Source organism: Desulfotalea psychrophila LSv54, from assembly GCF_000025945.1.
Lineage (GTDB): Bacteria > Desulfobacterota > Desulfobulbia > Desulfobulbales > Desulfocapsaceae > Desulfotalea > Desulfotalea psychrophila.
Genome location: NC_006138.1, coordinates 1,046,057 through 1,066,273, shown reverse-complemented (window position 1 = coordinate 1,066,273; position 20,217 = coordinate 1,046,057). Strand labels below are relative to the sequence as shown.

Here is a 20,217-nt window from a genome sequence, read left to right as displayed (position 1 = left end):
CATCTAAAAAAAACACTTCTACCAGTCGATCAGTCAAAAAAATTTAATATCAGAGGATGAATCACATATTATCTGTTAATATCCCTGAGAAAAAGTCGTTGCCCGGCTGATCCACCAAACAAAAAAAAAGCTCCTCATTCCTGAAAGATACGAAGAGCCCTCATAAAAGCCGAGCCACCCATGGCTGAACTATGCTATATCTTTCCTGTTACTTTTTGGTTCAGGGAACAAAAAGGTTATTGCTCTTTTTTGCACACAGAGGAGAAAGTTTGATGTACATTACCAAGTTTGCAATTCCAGAGATTATTTTTGGCCGGGGAAGCCTAAAACATACGGGCAAATGTGCCCTACGCCTCGGGGCAAAAAAGGTCTTTCTTGTCAGCGACTCCGGCATTGAAAAGGCCGGCTGGGTGGCCAAACTGATCAGCATACTCGAAGCAGAAGGCGTTGATTCGGTGTATTACTCACATGTTTCACCCAACCCAAGAGATTTCGAAGTAGAAGAGGGGGCAAAGATTTACCAGGAAGAAGGTGCCGATGTGATTATTGCTCTCGGAGGAGGGAGCGCCATCGACACGGCCAAAGGAATCGCCATCATCGCCAGTAATGGTGGCAGAATACGAGATTATGAAGGTGCTAACCGGGTCAACCTTCCCCTGCCGCCAATGATTCTGATCACCACCACGGCAGGAAGTGGCTCTGAAATTTCTCAATTCTGCATCATCACCGATATGGCCAGAAAGGTGAAAATGTCAATCATCACCCGTACCATAGTGGCCAACCTCGCTATTATAGATCCCTCCCTGCTGACAACCAAGAGCACCCAACTCATTATTCACTCAGCAGTTGATGCCTTTGCCCATGCAGTTGAAGCCTATCTCTCTAAAATTGCATCCCCTTTTACTGAAACTCATTCACTCCAGGCCATCGCTCTCATTTACGAATACCTACCCAAAGCCATCATTACCGGCTCACTCGATGATCTGGAACAACTCAGTATCGCTTCGGTTTCTGCATCTATGGCCTTTAGCAATGCAAGCCTTGGCGCGGAACATGCCCTTGCCCATACTCTGGGCGGCTATTTCGATATTGCCCATGGGGCAATACACCCCATACTTCTTCCCGCTGTCATGCGCTTTCACCTCAAATGTAGCACAAAGAAATTGGCCAAAATTGCCCGTACTATTTCAGTGAGACAGGCGGCAACAGAATACGACACTGCCCTTGCCGGCATCATGGAGCTCGAACATTTTTTTTCAAAAATGCCCGTTGCCACAAAACTCTCAGAAATAATTACCTATACAGAAGAAGATCGTCTGAAAAAAATCTGTAAGGTTGCAATAGAAGATGCCTGCATTCTTACCAACCCACGCCCAGTCTCTTGGGAAGATCTCTTCTCAATATGCCAGGAGGTATGGTAACAATGATAAGTTTAAATAACGCAAAACCTGCCCCTACCCTTGATGATCTCATCGGCATTGGCCACTGCAAGATCGGCTTTTACAAGGCATTACAACACAAGGTTGAAGAGCTCGAACAGGCCAACCAGGAATTACTGATAAACCGCAAGAAGATGCAACTGATTCTAGATGGGATCACCGACCTGATGCTCGTACTTTCCGAGGACTATATCATCCAACAGACAAACCATGTCGCGGCTGAATGGTATCCAGACACCGATGTAATAGGCAGCCCCTGCTATCAGATCCTGCGAAAAAGGACAACTCCCTGTCCGGAATGTCCCGTCCAGTTAGCAATTACCGAGCAACGGATAGTCAAGGATCTCTGCTCTTTCACCATTGACTCCCATCTTAAGTACTATGAGATGATAGCATCGCCCATGCCCAAGGATAGCAATGGATTGCGTCGCGTTCTTCTCTTTAAAAGAGATGTGACTCTGGAAAAAAGATATCAGGTTAAATATGCCCAGTCAGAAAAGATGGCCACCGTCGGCACCCTGGCTGCGGGAATTGCCCATGAAATCAATAACCCTCTCACCTCTATCAGTGGCTTTGCCCAAGGTCTGCAACGCCGGGTAAACAAACTTGTCGGGCGGGTAGAGGATGAACTTGTGGCAGACTTTGATGAATACACAGAAACCATCATTACCGAATGCCTGCGTTGTCGAGATATTGTCAAAACCCTGCTCACCTTTAGCAGACCCCTTGAATCTACCCGGAGCATAGTCCGCCTCAACCAGTGCGTTGGTGATATTCTCTTTATCCTGCAACATCACCTGAAGGATCAGCAGAATATATCGGTAAAAACCACACTTGACCCCAACTTACCGGTAATTCTTGGTGATGAATCCCAACTAAAACAGGTGATTATCAACCTGGTAATTAATGCCTTTGACGCCATGAAGGATGGTGGTGAAATAGAGATTATTACCCGCAAAGGCATGGACAATACAGTGAAGTTGATCTTTAAAGACACCGGCTCTGGCATTGCAGAAGAGATTCTGGAAAAAATATTTGACCCCTTTTTCACCACCAAACAGGTTGGCCAGGGCACCGGTATTGGCCTCTCTACCTGTTACGGCATTGTCAGTAATCACCAAGGCACAATAACTGCTTTAAATAACCAAGAAAAAGGCGCCTCTTTTACTGTCTTATTACCGGAGGCTATTTTGTAATGAATGAACAAGAATACTCCATCCTCGTCATCGATGATGAGAGAAGCATCCGCAGACTCCTCGAGAAGGAACTCCGTTCCCCTGAACGCAAGATCCTCCTCGCCGAATGTGGCAAGGAAGCTCTCGAACTGGCAAGTCAAAATCAGATTGATGTTATCATTATGGACCTACGTCTTCCCGATGTTGAGGGGCTCGACCTTCTAGTCCAAATGAAAGAACAGATTAGCCATGCCCAGATAATCATGATTTCCGGCCACGGAGATGTCGATACAGCCGTCAAGGCCATGAAATTCGGCATCTGCGATTTCATCCAAAAGCCCTTTGATCTCGACAAGCTTGACCTCCTGATAAAAAAAGCTCATCTGCGAACCCAATTATCACGGGCTGCCCAGGAGAAGATGGTTAAATTGGCAGGGAAAACCCCTGTACAGTTTATTGGCGATTCTCCGGCTATTCAGGAAATCCGTTTTCTGGTAGACAAGGTCGCCCCGGCCCAAATATCTGTCCTCCTTACCGGAGAATCCGGGGTGGGAAAAGACGTTATTGCCCAGCTTATTCATCAAAAATCCACTAGGGCAGACAGAGAGATAGTGATAAAAAATTGTGCAACGATACAGAAGGAACTCTCCCGCAGTGAACTCTTCGGCTATGCAAAGGGGGCCTTTACCGGTGCCGATTCTGCCCACGATGGCCTCTTGGCCCATGCCGATAAAGGCACCCTCTTCCTCGATGAGATTGGCGAACTTCCTCTGGCCGTTCAGGCCTCCCTGCTTCGAGTGCTTGAAACTCAACGCTATCGCGGGGTAGGAGAAAAGCTAGAACATCAAGTAGATGTTCGTTTTATCTTTGCCACTAACCGAGACCTACTAGAGAGCGAAGGAGAAGAACGATTTAACGAGGCCTTTCGCAATAGAATCAATGCCTTTCAAATCCATGTCCCCCCCCTTCGCGAACGCAAAGAGGACCTGCCTCTGCTCGTTGATTTTTTTCTTACCCGTCTCACCCAGAAGGGCCGCCACTATATTATTGATGATAGCGCCATGAGCACCATCCTTGCCCACAACTGGCCAGGCAATGTCCGTGAGTTACGAAATGTTATAGAGCGCGCCACCATCCTGGCAGAAAACGACCTAATCACCATTCGTTGCCTGCCAACCGAGCTCCTCGGTGACGCAAAAGAGGTGCCAAATTTATCCCTTGAATCCATCGAACGGGAACACATCCTCAAAATTCTCAACTTCCACCAGGGAAATCGGCAGAAGACCTCAGAGATGCTCGGCATCAGCAGAAAGACACTCTATAGAAAATTGGCAAAATTTAATATCGAATAGGCAAAGCTAAGCCAGACGTCTCCCCCTCTTTCTGTATAATAGAACAAAAAGGGGAGACAAAATGTCCCATTAAGGTTCATCCGTGGGTTATTCTGCCCCACCTACAGGACAACATACTGTAATCTCAAACAAAACACCAACACTACTACTCAACAAGACTCGACATTTCCTCACATCTCTTCCTCCCATAAATCAAAATGGAAGGCAAAATGTCCCCTCCTAAAAATGGCCATATGGACAAGACCCTGTCCTATACACAAAAAAGAAAGTGGCATGTCTCTTGCTTGTATAAAGACATGTAGCAAGACGTATAATGCACAGACAACCCATACAAATGAGGAAAAAATTCATGGCTATTCGAGAGCAAGTATACGGTTATTTCATTCCCAGTGTAACTCTTATCGGCATTGGCGCTGCTAAAGAAATCCCTGCCCGCCTCCAATCACTTGGTGGCAAAAAGCCTCTGATTGTAACAGACAAAGGCATTACAGGCGCTGGAATCACCAAACAGATCACCGATCTCTGTGATGCGGCAAAAATGGAATATGCTGTATACGATGAGACTATTCCAAATCCAACCGATATTAATGTTGCTCACGGTGTAGAGGCCTATAGCAAAAATGGTTGTGATAGTCTTATTACCCTCGGTGGCGGTTCATCCCATGATTGTGGTAAAGGCGTCGGCCTTGTTATTGCCAACGGTGGCAAGATTCATGACTACGAGGGGGTAGATCAATCCACCAAGCCAATGCCTCCATATATTGCCGTAAACACCACTGCAGGCACAGCCTCTGAAATGACCCGTTTCTGTATCATCACCGATACCAGCCGTAAGGTAAAAATGGCCATCGTTGACTGGCGAGTAACCCCGGGTATCGCCCTCGATGATCCAATGTTAATGATGGGAATGCCACCAGCACTTACCGCAGCCACAGGTATGGACGCTCTTACTCACTCAATTGAAGCCTATGTTTCAACTGCGGCCACCCCACTTACCGACTCCGCTGCAGAAAAATCAATTCAGCTCATTGCCCAACATCTTCGCCCTGCCGTTGCCAATGGCAGTGACATCAACGCCCGAGAGGGTATGTGCTACGCCCAGTACCTTGGCGGTATGGCATTCAACAATGCAAGTCTTGGTCACGTCCATGCTATGGCTCATCAGCTTGGCGGTTTCTACGACCTGCCCCATGGCGAATGTAATGCAATCCTCCTTCCCCACGTAAGTCGCTTTAACCTTATTGCCAAGGTTGGACGTTATGCAAAAATTGCAGAACTGTTGGGCGAAGATATCACCGGACTTTCACAGCGTGATGCGGCAGAGCTTGCCATCCAATCCATAGAACAGCTCGCCCAGGATGTTGGTATTCCAGCAGGCCTTAAGGAATTAGGCAGACGTTATGGCAAGGATGTAGAAGAGAAAGACATCGATATCATGACAGCGAATGCCCAAAAAGATGCCTGTGGCCTTACCAATCCACGTGGCCTCAGAGATGCTGATGTAAAAGCAATTTACAAGGCTGCTCTCTAGAAAGCAAAACAGAGAACTTACAAGAGAGGCATCTCTCTTAGAGGACCAGATCACCTGAGGTGATCTGGTTTTTTTTTGTCCTACGCCAATAGAAAAAATCAGCCAATTATCAGAACAGCTCATCAACAGTTAGCTTCCTATAAAGCAGGTCTCAAGCAGCAACGAGAAAAGCAACAAAAGCGAAGAGACAAAATGCCCCATTTAGAATTCACACTGGGACTTTTTGTCCCACACCGACCTAAGCCATCAATTAATCGCAACAAAACGAACTACATCTTTTTGTCATAAATTAATATCAACTAATTTTTCTCACCCCAAGGGACAAAAACGTTCCCCCCACAAAACGCTCCATCACCCCATCCATCGGAAATAAGGCACAAACACAAACTGGCATGCCTATTGCTTTAAAAAAGACATATATCAATATGTGTAATGGCATATATCAATACATGTCATACAAATACAAACCAGACAAGTGAGGAGAAATCATGGCTATTCGTGAACAAGTAAACGGTTTTTTTATCCCAAGCGTAACTCTTATCGGTATTGGCGCTGCTAAAGAAATCCCTGCACGCCTCCAGTCACTTGGTGGAAAAAAGCCTCTCATTGTTACTGATAAAGGAATTACTGGCGCTGGAATCACCAAGCAGATCACCGATCTCTGTGATGCGGCAGGAATGACATACGTAATATATGACAAGACTATCCCCAATCCAACCGATCTCAATGTTGCTGAAGGTGAACAGGCATATAAAGATGGTGAGTGTGATAGTCTTATCACCCTTGGCGGTGGTTCATCCCACGATTGCGGCAAAGGCATTGGCCTTGTTATTGCCAACGGTGGCACCATTCATGATTACGAAGGAGTAGATCAGTCTACCCAGGCAATGCCTCCTTATATTGCAGTAAACACCACAGCAGGTACAGCCTCTGAGATGACTCGTTTCTGTATCATCACCGATACCAGCCGTAAGGTAAAAATGGCCATCGTTGATTGGCGAGTAACTCCAGGTATCGCCCTCGATGATCCAATGTTAATGATGGGAATGCCACCTGCACTTACCGCAGCCACTGGTATGGACGCACTCACTCACTCAATTGAAGCCTATGTTTCTACTGCAGCTACCCCACTTACCGACTCTGCTGCAGAAAAATCTATTCAACTCATCTCCCAACATCTTCGTCCTGCCGTTGCTAATGGCAGTGACATTGATGCACGAGAGGGCATGTGCTACGCCCAGTACCTTGGCGGCATGGCATTCAACAATGCAAGTCTTGGTCACGTTCATGCTATGGCTCATCAGCTTGGCGGTTTCTACGACCTGCCCCATGGCGAGTGTAATGCCATCCTCCTTCCCCATGTGAGTCGCTTTAACCTTATTGCCAAGGTTGGACGTTATGCAAAAATTGCAGAATTACTGGGTGAAGATGTCGCTGGACTTTCAGAACGTGATGCGGCAGAGCTTGCCATTCAATCCATAGAGCAACTTTCTAAAGATGTTGGTATTCCATCTGGCCTTAAAGAGCTAGGCAGACGTTATGGCAAAGATGTAGAAGCAGAAGACATCGACACCATGACAGCTAATGCCCAAAAAGATGCCTGTGGCCTTACCAATCCACGTATCCTTAGAGATATCGATGTAAAAAATATATATAAAGCTGCTCTCTAGGGGCACGATCCATCTCAGAGTTTGCCAGAGGAGTAATCCTCCCCAGAAAGGCCAGATCACCTAGTGATCTGGCCTTTTTTTATTGCCATAGGCCAAGCGACTGCTCCCCCGGGACAAAACCTCACAGGGCTACAAACGGCTATCCTAACGAAATAGGGGAGACATAATGCCCCATTTTAATTCTTCTATGGGCCATTCTGCCCCACGGCCAGCTAACCAGCTGTATTAACGTAATATTAACTTACAAAAACCCTCCTTCCACTCCCCTCCTCACTCCCATGAAACAGAGGTGCAGGAAAAATTGTCCCTCGTACAAAGCGGCAAACCATCCCAAGCTTATGTAATAATAGCAAAAAACATTCTGGCACAGCACTTGCTATAACAAAGATATGGATCGACACATGCTGTGCAACTAAACCACATAAGCGAGGACTATCATGGCTATTCAAGAGCAAGTATACGGTTTTTTCATTCCAAGTGTGACTCTTATCGGCATTGGTGCTGCCCGGGAAATCCCTGCACGCATACAGTCACTTGGTGGCAGAAAGCCCCTCATCGTCACCGATAAGGGCATCACAGGCGCTGGCATCACCAAACAGATCACTGATCTCTGTGACGGAGCAGGAATGGAATATGCGATATATGATAAGACTGTTCCCAATCCAACAGACATTAATGTCCATGAAGGCATAGATGTATACAAGAGAAATGGTTGTGATAGTCTTATCACCCTTGGGGGTGGTTCATCCCACGATTGTGGTAAGGGAATTGGCCTTGTTGTTGCCAACGGCGGTAGAATTAATGATTATGAGGGAGTGGATAAAGCCACCAAGCCAATGCCACCCTATATTGCCGTAAACACCACGGCAGGCACAGCATCTGAGATGACTAGATTTGCTGTTATCACCGATACCCGCCGTAGGGTAAAGATGGCCATCGCCGATTGGCGAGTAACCCCGGGTATCGCCCTTGATGATCCAATGCTGATGATGGGAATGCCACCAGCACTTACCGCAGCCACCGGCATGGATGCCCTTACTCACTCAGTTGAAGCCTATGTATCAACTGCGGCAACCCCACTGACCGACTCCGCTGCAGAGAAATCTATCCAACTCATTTCTCAACACCTCCGCCCAGCCGTCGCCAATGGCAGCGACATCAATGCGCGGGAGGGTATGTGCTACGCCCAATACCTTGGCGGCATGGCCTTCAACAATGCAAGCCTTGGCCACGTACACGCCATGGCCCATCAGCTTGGCGGTTTCTACGATCTACCCCATGGTGAATGTAACGCCATCCTCCTCCCCCATGTAAGTCGCTTTAACCTGATTGCCAAGGTCGCGCGTTATGCAAAAATTGCAGAACTGCTGGGCGAAGATATCAAAGGACTCTCTCAGCGTGATGCGGCAGAACTTGCCATTGAGTCCATAGAACAGCTCTCTCAGGATGTTGGCATACCAGCAGGGCTTGTTGAGCTGGGCAGACGTTATGGTAAAGATGTTGAGGAAAAAGACATCGATATCATGACGGTAAATGCCCAGAAAGATATCTGTGGCCTGACCAATCCACGCTGTCTCAGAGACAGCGACGTAAAAGAAATTTACAGGGCCGCTCTCTAGCAGGGAATAGGTCCATCTTGGCGCAGGGGAGGGGGGGCCAATCCTCTCCCCCCTGACTCATCGCAGAGGGCCCACACTTACCCCATTAAAGCCATGGGCCGCCTATGAAATAAACAGCCAATCCACCAATACAGAGGCCGGCAAGCCTTCTAAAAATGACACTGCCCCTCTGCCAGACACTATTGGCGAGGCAGCTCTTTATCAGCGCAGCTGAACTTCCCGCCAGAGCAATGGGCATACAGTGGCCAAGACCAAAGAGTATGATAAATACCACTCCGGTAACAAACTGTTCCTGCACAGTAATGATGGCAAGTATAGGGGCAATAAAGCCAAAGGTACATGAGCCCGAGAGAATGCCGTAGGAGAGACCAAGGATAAATGCCCCTGGCACCCCCCTAACCTGCATCTTTGCCATCAAGCCACCAGAAATCGAGCATTTCGCAATGCCTAAGAAATCCAGAGAGACCCAGAGAAGTATCGCCCCCACCACAAGATTCATATAAGGGCCGACGTCACCCAACATCCTGCCGAGCAATGAGCATATGACTCCAATTACCGCAATGGTGATAAAGAGGCCGATGGTAAAGACAATGGCATAAATTGTCGCCAGGCGACCCGCTATTACCCTCTTTTCTCCTGCAACATAGCTGATAATTAATGGAATTGATGCTAAGTGACAGGGACTGAAAAGCACACTCACCATTCCCCATAAAAAACAACCAAGTGCCCCCAGTAAGAGGCCTTGGCTCATCCAGCTATTGATTGTTAAAAAAATTTGATCCATGAACTACTTAACCCCAAGCTCATCATAGATGGCCACTATGGATTTTTTATCCAAAAAACCGACGTGCCGCCGCACCTCCTTGCCCTTATCATCGTAAAATATTTGAGTCGGGATAGTGTTTATGGCAAATCTTCTGCCCTTTTCAGGATTTTGCCAAACATCAATAAAAATCACAGCTACCCGATCCTTATACTCTACCTGCAACTCCTCAATGATGGGTGCCATCATCTTGCATGGGATACATTTTTTGGCACCTATATCCACCATGGTTACCATGCCCGGCACCGGTATCTGTTTACTGTCCATGCCTTCGGCGAAGGAGAGAGAGGGCACAGATAAGCAGAGCATAAAAAGGGTGAGCAGGACTAAATATGCCTTCTTAATTAGAATATCCGCCTCCTATGAGATATCATTTACATGTTGAACAACCCTGGCAATGGCCTCATCGGTCACCTCAGTACCACCAATTTTGAAGGCCAAATCGGCAAGGCAGAGATGAGTCACCCGGTCAAAGCCAGCCTGTGACAAGGTTTTTTGAGCACAGTTAAGGGCACAACCATCGATTGCCACTATTGCTGATGCGGCCTCGGCAGACATCATAAGGCCACTGACCCGACCACCAATTCCGGCCAGACATGCCATTTTACCCAAACCATCTTTTTCCATCTTACGGGCAACACGATCCGATAAGTCCCCCACATCATGACAACCGGAACATGAAAATATTAATCTGGAAGCACTACTATTACAGCTACACCCACAGGTTGGTATTGTCTGAAGCATTGTTTACCCCAATCTTTCGTTTATTTTAAAAAGGCTATGATTTCATCCTTTGACAGCACCTTGCCCACACTCTTCACCTCTCCATCAACGGCAATTGCAGGTGTCATCATGACCCCAAAGCTCATGATCTCATTTATATCTGAAACTTTTTCAATCTGATAGTCTGCACCAAATTCCTGAGCCGCTACCTCGGCCGCCTCTTCAAGTTGTTTACATTTTGGACAACCAGGTCCAAGTATTTGAATTTTCATTTTCTATTCCTATGTAATGAATTAATAATATGTACCAAAAATCATACCGCTTATCGTTGCCATAACAACTACCAGAGCAACAAAGACAGCTGTCTTCTTGGTGCCTATGACACTTCGTATCACCAACATATTGGGCAGACTCAGGGCAGGTCCCGCCAACAAGAGGGCAAGTGCCGGACCTTTTCCCATACCGTTACCGATCAGTCCCTGCAAGATCGGCACCTCGGTAAGGGTGGCAAAGTACATAAATGCTCCAGCGAAAGAGGCAAAGAAGTTTGCCCGAAGAGAGTTTCCGCCAACGGCTCTTGCCACCCACTCAGAGGGAATCAAACCCTCGTTACCAACTCTGCCCAAGAGTGCTCCCGCAATGAGGACACCAATGAGGAGAAGCGGTAAAATCTGCTTGGCAAACCCCCAGGATGAGGTAAACCACTCACCTGCCTCACCACTTTCACAACTGGTAATAACTGAAAGGCCAATAAAGCCTATGGTGAAGGCAAAGGTTGGATGAGCCGGGAGAACCAGTGCTGCGGCTGTCACAAGTGCCGCCACAGCAAGCACCTTCCAGGCGGCGATCTTGAACCAGCGAACTAAAATCAGGCCAAACATTATGGCAAAACCCGAGGTGACCAGCCACTTTGCCGAGTAAATTGCGGCCCAGAGCCCCTCCGTTTCCTGTGGCTTTCCCCAGTTCACAAAGACAAGAATGGCCACCATGGAAAAAAAGTATAATCCGTTCTTCCAGAGCGGCCGGCTTGCCTCTTCTACCGGCATGGCCATCTGCAGGGCAATTTTCTTGTTTTCCTCTTTTCTGAAAATAAAGGCCATTGACAGGCCAATGATTACACTAAAGAAAATTGCACCAATGCCACGGGCAATGCCCAATTCAGGGCCGAGAACATTTGCCGTCAAGACTATGGCCAGGACATTAATGGCAGGACCTGAATAGAGAAATGCGGTGGCCGGCCCAAGTCCAGCACCCATACGATAAATACCGGCAAAGAGAGGAAGGATGGTACAGGAACATACTGCCAGAATTGTACCGGAAACAGAGGCAACACCGTAGGCAAGAAACTTATTTGCTCCAGCGCCAAGGTATTTCATAACCGACGCCTGACTGACAAAAACACCAATTGCCCCTGCGATAAAAAATGCCGGGACAAGACAGAGCAGAACATGTTCCTGGGCGTACCACTTAACCAGATGAAAGGCCTCCAGCATGGCATTGTCAAATCGTGGGTTACCCACTGGCAGATAAAAGCATGCAATAAACACCGCCACAATCCAACCAAGGCTCTTCCATTCGGTTTTCCAGTTCATATCCTATCACCACATTTTGTCACTTGGCCTTTTAACCAAATGTTTAAGAAAAAAAATACTACAGTAAGTTTAAATGCTCTTCTGCCTTTGCCTTTATCACAGCCTCAACACAGGGCATGAAATTCAGGATACAGGGAACCCTGAGGCTATAATAGACCTGTTTGCCCCGTTTTTCATCTGCCACAACGCCAGCCTGCTTCAACACCAAAAGGTGTTTGGAGACCGTGGAAAAATCTGCATCTATTGACGCGGCAAGCTCACAGACGCATTTTTCTCCATCGGCCAGTTGCTCTGACATCCACAATCTGGTGGGATGGCCCAGGGCCTTGAGTACATTTGCCTTTGCCTCTATTAATGCCTTTTGTTTTTCTGTCATATTACTCCTTTGTTTGATCATATGGTAAAATAACCACACGTTATCGTCAAGCTTTTTTTCTCTAACCACACAGCTCAAATAATTTTTCACCACGTCCCATGGGCATGGAGCGGCTAACTAATCGTTCAGCTCATTATCATTTCGAATTGATAAATACTCTACGGCCCAACCGTTAAGGTCTTTTAATATAGGCAATAATTTTTGACCGATTTCTGTCAAAGAGTATTCAACAACGGGTGGGACCTCAGGGTAAACTTTTCAACTGACAATGCCATGCCTCTCAAGCGTCCGGAGTTGCTGGGTGAGCATCTTCTGAGTTACAGCCGGCATCTTCTTTCTTAGTTCGCCAAATCTCTTCGTCCCCTCTGTTAAAAGTGTCCAGACGATAAGCGGTATCCACTTTCCTGATAACATCTCAAAGGCGACCTCCACCTCATATACATAGCTACTACAGCTGACCTTATGTGTCCTATCCTCAGGCATAAAATTTTTCCAGACCATTTTTTGAACAATATTTCTTTATCTCTCCACCGAGGGAGATATCATACAATTTGAAAAAAATCATGCTTTTTCCTAGCCTCGACACCGACGAGCAACTATCTAATTTTAGATCAATTTTATCCAACACAGAAGGCGGTTACCTTTTGCATACTATAAAACCAAAACCATACTGCCTCACCAAAAGGTGCCTACTTTACAGGCCCTTTCCAAAGATGTTAATACCCCTCTCAAGCAAGCTAACGCCTCCAGGCACCCTGATTCGATGATCGGCTGAGAAAAAAAAAGCAGTAGTGATTGAGCGCGTTAATCCTGAACAGATCGCTTAACAAAGAATCATCGGAGCAATTCCGGTTTTGTTCTTACAGCAGCACCTACTAACACAAAAGAGGTAGGAAAATCATGGCAAAGTTTATCGTCCCAAAAGAAATCTTTCACGGTCTAGGAACTCTTGAGAATCTCAAAGGGTTAAAGGGTTAAAGGGTTAAAGGGTAGCAAAGCAGTTATTGTTATCGGTGGCAACTCAGTGAAGAACAACGGGGTTTTGACAAAAGCTCAGAATTTCTTATCTGAAGCAAATATTGCATCTGCTGTTTTTTCCGGTGTAGAGGCAGATCCATCCATTGAAACGGTTTTGCTAGGTGCTGATTTCTTCACCCAGGAACAGCCTGATATTATCATCGGCTTAGGTGGATGTTCAGCAATTGATGCGGCCAAGGCAATGTGGATTTTTTATGAGTATCCAGATTCAAAGCTTGAAGAACTGGCTGCTCCGTTCGCCGTCAAGCCCATGCGCAACAAGGCTATCTTCGTTGCAATTCCCTCAACGAGTGGCACCGGCACCGAAGTCACAGGTCTTGCCGTGATTACAGATAGAGCAAAAGGGACAAAATACCCTATCGTCTCTCACAAATTAACCCCTGATGTAGCTATTATTGACGGTGAGCTTTGTGCCAGCATGCCTAAACATGTTACTGCCAATACCGGACTTGATGCCCTGAGTCATGGAGTAGAAGCCTATGCATCTAATATTGCAGACCGTTATAACGACTCTTTGGCCAAGGGTTCTATTGAGTTGGTCTTCAAAAATCTTGCCACTGCAGTTGAAGAGCCAAATAATCTAGACGCTCGCCAGGCAATGCACGATGCCTCCTGTATGGCAGGTATGGCATTTACCAACGTATGGTTGGGAATTGTTCACGCCATGTCCCATCAGATGGGGGTACCTTCGGAGTAGCACACGGTTGCGGCAACGCCATCCTGATGCCTAACGTCATTCGCTTCAACTCCAAGGCAACTGACAAATATGAGGCCCTGGCAGCCTTATTCGGTAAATCATCTGCTGAAGATTTTGCCCAGGAAGTATCTGATCTGCGTGCATCAACAGGCGTTGCAGGTTCACTGAAAGAGTATGGCATTGATGAAAAAGAGTGGGAAGAAAAATTGGATACGCTGACTGAAAATGCAATGAAAGATCCCTGTACCCTTTTCAACCCAAGAAAACCGGAATTTGCAGAGATCAAGGCCAACTTCCAGGCCTGTCACGACGGAACAGCTATTAACTTCTAAGGGCGAAACTGCCTTCTCATAATTTCAAGCCAATAGGTAATTAAAAAAGGAGGGGATAAGTTATAACTCCTCTCCTTTTACGATGTTCTAACTGTAAGGCCTTGTGTCCGGGTGGAGACAAGATTTACAAGCACATACAACAACAGCCTCTTTAAAAAAGAAAACTCCTCAAGAAGCCAACAAACTATTTGGCAAGGTACTCCTCAGGCCAATTTCTTCTACGATCTCCTGCATACCAGTAGATACATATCAACTGAGAAACATCCGTCTCATGTATCTCCGCGCCCCTCGATAATTGGCAATCAGCACCTATAGCAAAAACCAATCCAACCTTAATACAAATTAAATACTACCCCCACATATGACTCAGTCAGCACAAAGATGCTCCTCAGTCGGGATCAAATTGATCTGATTCTCTCCCATCCAGTGACGGATCCGAGTTTTTTGGCTTATACTCGAACTCTTCCGTAGTTTTATCGACTAGTTCAAGGCAGAGCGCATCCGACTGCACAATATGACTGCCCCAGCAATAATCTTCATTATTCGAGAACTCATCATCAAACTCTATAATCATGACCAGCTCGCCAACAGCACCCATATAGATTTTACCTACTTTGCCTGGGAATTATCAGAACATGAGCAATACTGGTTAGCCCCGAAAAGAGAAGAGCACAGCTAAAAAAAGACCTCCCCTTGCACTATCCTATATCAGAAATACCTTATTTAACAAAAAGAGTGGTGAAAAAACAAGAAGACCTACCTGATCGTATTCCACCACATTACAAATATTGCCAAAAAATGCGGTAATATTTTGATTCGTTAGAGAAGAGATATAAGCTGTTACCTCATTAAAATATCAAGCAGAATCAAGCCTAACTGAGTATATAGAGTCGCGAATACCAACAACGGATAATTCTCAACGATGAATTGAACCTTACTGGCATTGAGAGAGGAGAATATAAAGTTTTGAAGACATTAAAGCATCTCTTTGAGAGAAATCTGGAATGGGCCAACAAGATCAAAGAGAGGGATCCTGATTTTTTCCCCCAGCTGTCAAAAGAGCACTCTCCTGACTACCTGTGGATTGGTTGCTCAGATAGCAGAGTACCTGCAAACCAGATAACAAATTTACCACCAGGCGATGTCTTTGTTCATCGCAATATTGCAAACGTTGTCGTCCATACAGATCTCAACTGCCTTTCGGTACTACAGTATGCAGTTGACGTTTTAAAGGTGAAACACATTATTGTCTGTGGCCATTATGGTTGCGGTGGTATCAAGGCCTCCATGGAAGATGCTGAGCATGGCTTAATCGATAACTGGCTTCGTCATGTTAAAGATGTTATTCGTCTCAATGCCGACAAGCTTAAGGATCTTGAACCCGACAAAAAATTCAACCTGCTCTGTGAGCTCAATGTCATTGAACAGGTAACCAATGTCTGCAATACCACCATCGTTCAAAATGCCTGGAAAAAAGGTGCTGAACTTTCCATTCACGGTTGGATTTACAGCCTGAGAAATGGCATTTTAAAAGATTTAACTACCTGCATTGACTCAAGAGAGGAGTTTGATCGCAGAAAGAAAAAAATGTAACAAATGCTAGAGAGCACAGGTTCATTAGCCGTTCAAGCTCCCCCATCTTTGCTTTAAATTAATATAGCTAAAATGGAAGAGGCATAGTGTATACTGGCAGGCGCAAAACATGAAGCAACTCTTACCTGGCATCCACATTGACCCTTGATCCAGTTTGATTAGAAGAATGGTCATATACCCGTCCACGAGCAAATAAGAACTGGTGGATGGTTTATAAAATATTACGTATTAACAAGAGAAAATACTATGAGTTTTAACACCCTGGGCCTCTCCGCCCCGCTTCTTAAGGCCGTAGCCGAAAAGGGCTACGACACACCATCGCCCATTCAAGCCAAGGCGATCCCCGTGATAATGGAAGGCAAAGACGTCATGGCTGCGGCCCAAACTGGTACCGGCAAGACGGCTGCATTCACCCTGCCCATCCTGGAACTACTCTCCCAAAGTAAGCGCCGAGTCCAGGCAAATCAGGCAAGAGTACTCATCTTAACGCCCACCCGTGAACTGGCAGCCCAGATTGGTGAGAGCGTCACCACCTACGGCAAGGGTCTATCCCTGACCTCCGCCGTAATCTTTGGTGGGGTGAATATAAATCCCCAGATGAAGAGGTTGCGCGGGGGAGTTGATATTCTGGTGGCAACACCCGGTCGTCTACTCGATCTCCATCGCCAAAATGCGATAAAGTTTAACAGGTTGGAAATATTAGTCTTAGATGAGGCCGATCGAATGTTAGATATGGGCTTTATCAACGATATTAGAAAAGTTTTAGCCTTCTTACCCAAGGAACGTCAGAACCTGATGTTTTCTGCGACCTTTTCCTCTAGCATCAATAACCTCGCTCGGGGAATGTTTAACAATCCCGTCGAGATTTCAGTAACGCCACCCAATAGCACCGTAGAAATAATTGATCAGTGCATCTACCCGGTGGACAAGAAACAGAAACCAGCCCTGCTCATCCAACTCATCCGCGACAATAAATGGGGCCAGACTCTGGTCTTCAGCAAGACAAAACATGGAGCAAACCGCCTGGTAGGTCAGTTACAGAAAAAGGGCATCAATGCGGCGGCAATTCATGGCAACAAAAGCCAAAGCGCACGCACCAAGGCCCTGGCCGAATTTAAAAACGGTACTGTGCAAATTTTAGTGGCGACGGATATTGCGGCCAGGGGTCTGGACATTGACCTGCTCCCCCATGTGGTCAATTTTGACCTTCCCCATGTACAGGAAGATTATATACACCGAATTGGACGTACAGGCCGAGCAGGTGCCTCAGGGGAGGCAATCTCTTTGGTCTGCGCCGATGAGTTTGCACTACTTGCCGATATTGAAAGACTGATCAAAAAAATACTTCCACGCAAGTCCGTGGAGGGTTTTGAGCCGGTTCATCCCCTGCCTGAATCTTGTCTGAATACACGTCCATTTCGGGCTAAAAGTCCCAAAAAGAACACCGAGGGACGGACGCGCCGACAAGGTTCCAGACCTAATTCACGTGGACCCAAGAAGCCAAGTGGCGACAAATAGAATGTGCGACACAGTAGCAAGAACATAAAAAAAGCCCCTTGAAAAATTAATTTCAAGGGGCTTTTACAATGCAGAAGCTGAATGAGTCTCAGAGAGACCTGACTCTAACTCAATCGAAAAGAATTACAGTGCGGTAACGTTCGCAGCTGCAGGTCCTTTTTGACCTTCCTCGATATCAAAAGATACGCGAGCACCTTCTTCGAGAGTTTTGAAACCAGAAGCGTTGATGCTGGTGTGGTGTACGAAAAGGTCATCTCCACCTTCTTGGTCGATAAAACCAAAACCTTTCGCATCGTTAAACCATTTTACAATTCCTTCAGCCATGACAGATCTCCTAAATGAAGTTTAATGTTCCAAACCAAGGTAGTAGTTGTCACGCTGAATACATTCAACAAATATAGCATTTGACAATTTTTTCTTTACCTAAAGTGGTGAAACTGGGCAAGCAGTTAGTGCTTACCACTATTTTATAAAAAGCAGCAGAGGAAAACACTTTTCCCCAACCTATATCTCAATTATTCCCCATAAGGGGCCTTCTAAACAACATCCCACCAGGCAACAGCATTACCTTTTGTGTTGTTAATGAACGGCAAATTGCTCAATGTTTATCCTGCTCACCAGCCATTAAGAACAAAGGTACTGTCTAATTTTTAAAATGTAAAGAGAATTTTTGCCTACCTCTCACTTTGATCATTTCCAAGACTCGCCACCTCCGCCCAAGGCTAAAAACAGTAACAGAATTATAGGTCCGATATCCCGTAGTTTACCAAATAATCACCAGAAAGAATAAGTCTATGGATATGTTATCTAAAAAAAAGACGCACAAAACCTCTCACATTAAAACCTGCGGATCTGCAAAAAGAGGTTAGCGGTCAAAGCTTGCTTTAGATATTATCACTTACTATCTTTAGCATGAACCGGCAGCCTCAAGCAAAACCAATTACAATGGCTGGTAAAAATGCTACCCCATTACGAAGAATTTCAACAAATCTTAAAAAAGGTATTTCAAAATGATTAATGGAACAAAAAGAGCCGATATCCAAATGGGCCTCAAGGTATCCATCGTACTCAAAGAAGATCAACGATCCGGAAAACTCACCGAGGGTACGGTGAAAGATATTTTAACAAAGTCTGCCACCCATCCCCATGGAATCAAGGTACGTCTAGAAAGCGGTCTGGTGGGCAGAGTGAAGGCTGGAACAAGGCAGTAGGCGTCTATATAACCACAACCGCTTCATGGTCGCTAAAACAGAAAAAGCCCCTTAGGATAAATCCTAAGGGGCTTTTACAATGCAGAAGCTAAATAAATCTCAGAGAGACTTACTCAAGCTATATCGAAAAGAATTACAGTGCGGTAACGTTCGCAGCTGCAGGTCCTTTTTGACCTTCCTCGATATCAAAAGATACGCGAGCACCTTCTTCGAGGGTTTTGAAACCGGAAGCGTTGATGCTGGTGTGGTGTACGAAAAGGTCATCTCCACCTTCTTGCTCGATAAAACCAAAACCTTTCGCATCGTTAAACCATTTTACAATTCCTTCAGCCATGACAAATCTCCTAAATAAAGTTTAATGTTCCAAACAAGAGGTAGTACTTGCCATGCTGAAAGCGTCCAACATATATAAAATCCGACAATTTTTCTTTACCTAAAGTGCTGAAACAGGGCAAGCTAAATAAAATGCTTGCCACTATTTTAATGTGTCCTATAAAGATGCTTGCATCCCAATAGGATCTTTTATAATCGTCGAAAAAACTTTTTCCCCAACGATGCTCCCAACCAACCCAACAACTCATTTCAAACTCCAGTCCCAAAGGAACAAGAAAGATCTATAAGCGCTGAAGAAGATCAGAAAAATAAAAAGGTACCTGCAAACAAAAAACTGCACGTCCTTATATTTATTGGTGCGCCCGGCTGGATTCGAACCAGCGGCCTACGGATTAGAAGTCCGTTGCTCTATCCAGCTGAGCTACGGGCGCATAAGGTCTCATCTTCAAGACGTGTGACATACTAATAGTTGTTTTTAAAAAAGCAACATTTTTTTTGACCTCTCTACCACCAAGAGAGGTCAAATCACAAGAAAGCTCCCTCACAACAAGGCAAAAAAAACCCTTTTGCCAAGGAGATAGCCTCTAGGTGAACTCAACTTTTTTATTTACGCTTACATGCATGAAAAAGATACCAAAAATTTTGCAGGGCCTCACGACTGGCCTCATCCTCTATCCAGGCTGTTTTTTCTTTAAACTTTTCAAACTCCGCGGCCGCTGGCGGCTTGTAATCAATCCGAGTTTCTTCTTTCTCTTCCTTAGGACGTCCACTCTTGATTAATAACTTTATGTCAGCAAGACTAGAGAGCTTCAAAAAGGCGTTTATTTCATCAAGCATCCACGCCTTCTGATATTGAAGCTGTTGCAGCCACACAGAGTTTTCTACCTCCACCCAAAGTATATTTCGCTCTACCTTAAGGGGAGCAGAACAGCCTGCCACCTCTTCACCAAGTAGCTTTTCCCAATTACGAAAGACATCGTAACGTTCTAGCTCTACCTCCCATCCCTTAGCACGAACAAGACCCGGAAGTAGGGATGTAACATCTTTTGTAGATGATTTTTTCCTCATTATCCATCTCTCCTCAAAACGCCAACCCTGTCAACAAAAAGAGAGACCTGGCCAACTTTAAAAAATCCGCTAAAACAAACAGAAGCATCAACCAACACCCCGCGCCCCCTCCTCATCAACACTCTAT

Annotated in this window: 19 protein-coding genes, 1 tRNA gene and 2 pseudogenes; 10 read left to right on the top strand and 12 right to left on the bottom strand. The window is 45.7% G+C overall.

The features are described 5' to 3' along the window. The first annotated feature begins 272 nt into the window (after nucleotides 1-272). From DP_RS04800 to DP_RS04775, 6 genes are all read left to right on the top strand, one after another. Entirely contained in the window at nucleotides 273-1,421 is a 1,149-nt protein-coding gene (locus tag DP_RS04800; RefSeq protein WP_041277632.1) for an iron-containing alcohol dehydrogenase, read from the top strand. A gap of 2 nt (nucleotides 1,422-1,423) precedes the next feature. Continuing rightward, nucleotides 1,424-2,635, top strand: coding sequence for a two-component system sensor histidine kinase NtrB (locus DP_RS04795; RefSeq protein WP_041277631.1), 1,212 nt, complete (start codon nucleotides 1,424-1,426; stop codon nucleotides 2,633-2,635). Further along, entirely contained in the window at nucleotides 2,635-3,966 is a 1,332-nt protein-coding gene (locus DP_RS04790) for a sigma-54-dependent transcriptional regulator (RefSeq protein ID WP_011188196.1), read from the top strand. Before DP_RS04795 ends, DP_RS04790 begins: the two co-directional genes overlap by 1 nt. A 349-nt stretch (nucleotides 3,967-4,315) precedes the next feature. After that, nucleotides 4,316-5,497 (top strand): iron-containing alcohol dehydrogenase, encoded by a 1,182-nt coding sequence (locus DP_RS04785; protein WP_041277630.1) that lies wholly within the window; start codon nucleotides 4,316-4,318, stop codon nucleotides 5,495-5,497. Between the two features lie 488 nt (nucleotides 5,498-5,985). Then, entirely contained in the window at nucleotides 5,986-7,167 is a 1,182-nt protein-coding gene (locus DP_RS04780; RefSeq protein ID WP_011188194.1) for an iron-containing alcohol dehydrogenase, read from the top strand. Between the two features lie 437 nt (nucleotides 7,168-7,604). After that, nucleotides 7,605-8,786, top strand: coding sequence for an iron-containing alcohol dehydrogenase (locus tag DP_RS04775; RefSeq protein ID WP_011188193.1), 1,182 nt, complete (start codon nucleotides 7,605-7,607; stop codon nucleotides 8,784-8,786). An 85-nt stretch (nucleotides 8,787-8,871) separates the two neighbouring features. On the opposite strand, the gene DP_RS04770 is transcribed toward DP_RS04775, so the two are convergent. The 7 genes and pseudogenes from DP_RS04770 to DP_RS04740 all read right to left on the bottom strand — a co-directional run bounded on the left by DP_RS04770 (nucleotide 8,872) and on the right by DP_RS04740 (nucleotide 12,783). Next, the gene (locus DP_RS04770; RefSeq protein WP_011188192.1) at nucleotides 8,872-9,570 is read right to left on the bottom strand and encodes a cytochrome c biogenesis CcdA family protein; all 699 of its coding nucleotides are present in this window, start codon (nucleotides 9,568-9,570) and stop codon (nucleotides 8,872-8,874) included. A gap of 3 nt (nucleotides 9,571-9,573) precedes the next feature. Continuing rightward, on the bottom strand, nucleotides 9,574-9,918 hold the full coding sequence (locus DP_RS04765) for a thioredoxin family protein (RefSeq protein ID WP_011188191.1): 345 nt from the start codon (nucleotides 9,916-9,918) through the stop codon (nucleotides 9,574-9,576). A 51-nt stretch (nucleotides 9,919-9,969) separates the two neighbouring features. After that, a complete protein-coding gene (locus DP_RS04760; RefSeq protein ID WP_011188190.1) occupies nucleotides 9,970-10,353 on the bottom strand; it encodes a putative zinc-binding protein in 384 nt (127 codons plus the stop codon). A gap of 20 nt (nucleotides 10,354-10,373) precedes the next feature. Next, nucleotides 10,374-10,604: a thioredoxin family protein gene (locus tag DP_RS04755; protein WP_011188189.1), complete on the bottom strand. Its 231-nt coding sequence runs from the start codon at nucleotides 10,602-10,604 to the stop codon at nucleotides 10,374-10,376. Between the two features lie 21 nt (nucleotides 10,605-10,625). Next, entirely contained in the window at nucleotides 10,626-11,924 is a 1,299-nt protein-coding gene (locus DP_RS04750; RefSeq protein WP_011188188.1) for a permease, read from the bottom strand. Between the two features lie 58 nt (nucleotides 11,925-11,982). Beyond that, the gene (locus tag DP_RS04745) at nucleotides 11,983-12,300 is read right to left on the bottom strand and encodes an ArsR/SmtB family transcription factor (protein ID WP_041277628.1); all 318 of its coding nucleotides are present in this window, start codon (nucleotides 12,298-12,300) and stop codon (nucleotides 11,983-11,985) included. Between the two features lie 117 nt (nucleotides 12,301-12,417). After that, nucleotides 12,418-12,783, bottom strand: a pseudogene (locus tag DP_RS04740) (winged helix-turn-helix transcriptional regulator). 541 nt (nucleotides 12,784-13,324) lie between these two features. On the opposite strand from DP_RS04740, the pseudogene DP_RS18330 reads away from it, so the two are divergent. Further along, a pseudogene (locus DP_RS18330) lies at nucleotides 13,325-14,367 on the top strand (iron-containing alcohol dehydrogenase). 388 nt (nucleotides 14,368-14,755) lie between these two features. On the opposite strand, the gene DP_RS04730 reads toward DP_RS18330, so the two are convergent. Next, complete coding sequence (locus DP_RS04730; RefSeq protein WP_041277627.1) at nucleotides 14,756-14,965, bottom strand: hypothetical protein; 210 nt, start codon at nucleotides 14,963-14,965, stop codon at nucleotides 14,756-14,758. Nucleotides 14,966-15,333: 368 nt separating this feature from the next. Between DP_RS04730 and can the strand changes: the two genes are divergently transcribed. Both can and DP_RS04720 read left to right on the top strand, forming a co-directional pair. Beyond that, on the top strand, nucleotides 15,334-15,960 hold the full coding sequence (gene can / locus DP_RS04725) for a carbonate dehydratase (protein ID WP_041277626.1): 627 nt from the start codon (nucleotides 15,334-15,336) through the stop codon (nucleotides 15,958-15,960). Between the two features lie 246 nt (nucleotides 15,961-16,206). Beyond that, nucleotides 16,207-17,478 carry a DEAD/DEAH box helicase gene (locus DP_RS04720; protein WP_011188179.1) on the top strand — a complete coding sequence of 424 codons (1,272 nt, stop codon included), beginning with the start codon at nucleotides 16,207-16,209 and terminating at the stop codon, nucleotides 17,476-17,478. A 123-nt stretch (nucleotides 17,479-17,601) separates the two neighbouring features. Here the strand turns inward: DP_RS04720 and DP_RS04715 are convergent, their stop codons facing one another. Next, a complete protein-coding gene (locus DP_RS04715; protein ID WP_011188178.1) occupies nucleotides 17,602-17,802 on the bottom strand; it encodes a cold-shock protein in 201 nt (66 codons plus the stop codon). A gap of 689 nt (nucleotides 17,803-18,491) precedes the next feature. On the opposite strand from DP_RS04715, the gene DP_RS04710 reads away from it, so the two are divergent. Next, nucleotides 18,492-18,689, top strand: a complete 198-nt coding sequence (locus DP_RS04710; RefSeq protein WP_041278360.1) for a YwbE family protein — start codon at nucleotides 18,492-18,494, stop codon at nucleotides 18,687-18,689. A 133-nt stretch (nucleotides 18,690-18,822) separates the two neighbouring features. Here the strand turns inward: DP_RS04710 and DP_RS04705 are convergent, their stop codons facing one another. The 3 genes from DP_RS04705 to DP_RS04690 form a co-directional block, all read right to left on the bottom strand. Then, complete coding sequence (locus DP_RS04705) at nucleotides 18,823-19,023, bottom strand: cold-shock protein (RefSeq protein ID WP_011188176.1); 201 nt, start codon at nucleotides 19,021-19,023, stop codon at nucleotides 18,823-18,825. Between the two features lie 353 nt (nucleotides 19,024-19,376). Next, a tRNA-Arg gene (locus tag DP_RS04695) sits at nucleotides 19,377-19,453 on the bottom strand. Between the two features lie 172 nt (nucleotides 19,454-19,625). Then, a complete protein-coding gene (locus DP_RS04690; RefSeq protein ID WP_011188175.1) occupies nucleotides 19,626-20,090 on the bottom strand; it encodes a DUF721 domain-containing protein in 465 nt (154 codons plus the stop codon). Between the last annotated feature and the right edge of the window lie 127 nt (nucleotides 20,091-20,217).

Bases quoted from the DNA above. Each gene is read 5' to 3' on its own strand.
- DP_RS04705 (WP_011188176.1), bottom strand. From the start codon at position 19,023: ATGGCTGAAGGAATTGTAAAATGGTTTAACGATGCGAAAGGTTTTGGT.
- DP_RS04690 (WP_011188175.1), bottom strand. From the start codon at position 20,090: ATGAGGAAAAAATCATCTACAAAAGATGTTACATCCCTACTTCCGGGT.
- DP_RS04790 (WP_011188196.1), top strand. From the start codon at position 2,635: ATGAATGAACAAGAATACTCCATCCTCGTCATCGATGATGAGAGAAGC.
- DP_RS04780 (WP_011188194.1), top strand. From the start codon at position 5,986: ATGGCTATTCGTGAACAAGTAAACGGTTTTTTTATCCCAAGCGTAACT.
- DP_RS04730 (WP_041277627.1), bottom strand. From the start codon at position 14,965: ATGGGTGCTGTTGGCGAGCTGGTCATGATTATAGAGTTTGATGATGAG.
- DP_RS04775 (WP_011188193.1), top strand. From the start codon at position 7,605: ATGGCTATTCAAGAGCAAGTATACGGTTTTTTCATTCCAAGTGTGACT.
- DP_RS04770 (WP_011188192.1), bottom strand. From the start codon at position 9,570: ATGGATCAAATTTTTTTAACAATCAATAGCTGGATGAGCCAAGGCCTC.
- DP_RS04795 (WP_041277631.1), top strand. From the start codon at position 1,424: ATGATAAGTTTAAATAACGCAAAACCTGCCCCTACCCTTGATGATCTC.
- DP_RS04755 (WP_011188189.1), bottom strand. From the start codon at position 10,604: ATGAAAATTCAAATACTTGGACCTGGTTGTCCAAAATGTAAACAACTT.
- DP_RS04745 (WP_041277628.1), bottom strand. From the start codon at position 12,300: ATGACAGAAAAACAAAAGGCATTAATAGAGGCAAAGGCAAATGTACTC.
- DP_RS04750 (WP_011188188.1), bottom strand. From the start codon at position 11,924: ATGAACTGGAAAACCGAATGGAAGAGCCTTGGTTGGATTGTGGCGGTG.
- DP_RS04715 (WP_011188178.1), bottom strand. From the start codon at position 17,802: ATGGCTGAAGGAATTGTAAAATGGTTTAACGATGCGAAAGGTTTTGGT.
- DP_RS04800 (WP_041277632.1), top strand. From the start codon at position 273: ATGTACATTACCAAGTTTGCAATTCCAGAGATTATTTTTGGCCGGGGA.
- DP_RS04720 (WP_011188179.1), top strand. From the start codon at position 16,207: ATGAGTTTTAACACCCTGGGCCTCTCCGCCCCGCTTCTTAAGGCCGTA.
- DP_RS04765 (WP_011188191.1), bottom strand. From the start codon at position 9,918: ATGCTCTGCTTATCTGTGCCCTCTCTCTCCTTCGCCGAAGGCATGGAC.
- DP_RS04785 (WP_041277630.1), top strand. From the start codon at position 4,316: ATGGCTATTCGAGAGCAAGTATACGGTTATTTCATTCCCAGTGTAACT.
- DP_RS04760 (WP_011188190.1), bottom strand. From the start codon at position 10,353: ATGCTTCAGACAATACCAACCTGTGGGTGTAGCTGTAATAGTAGTGCT.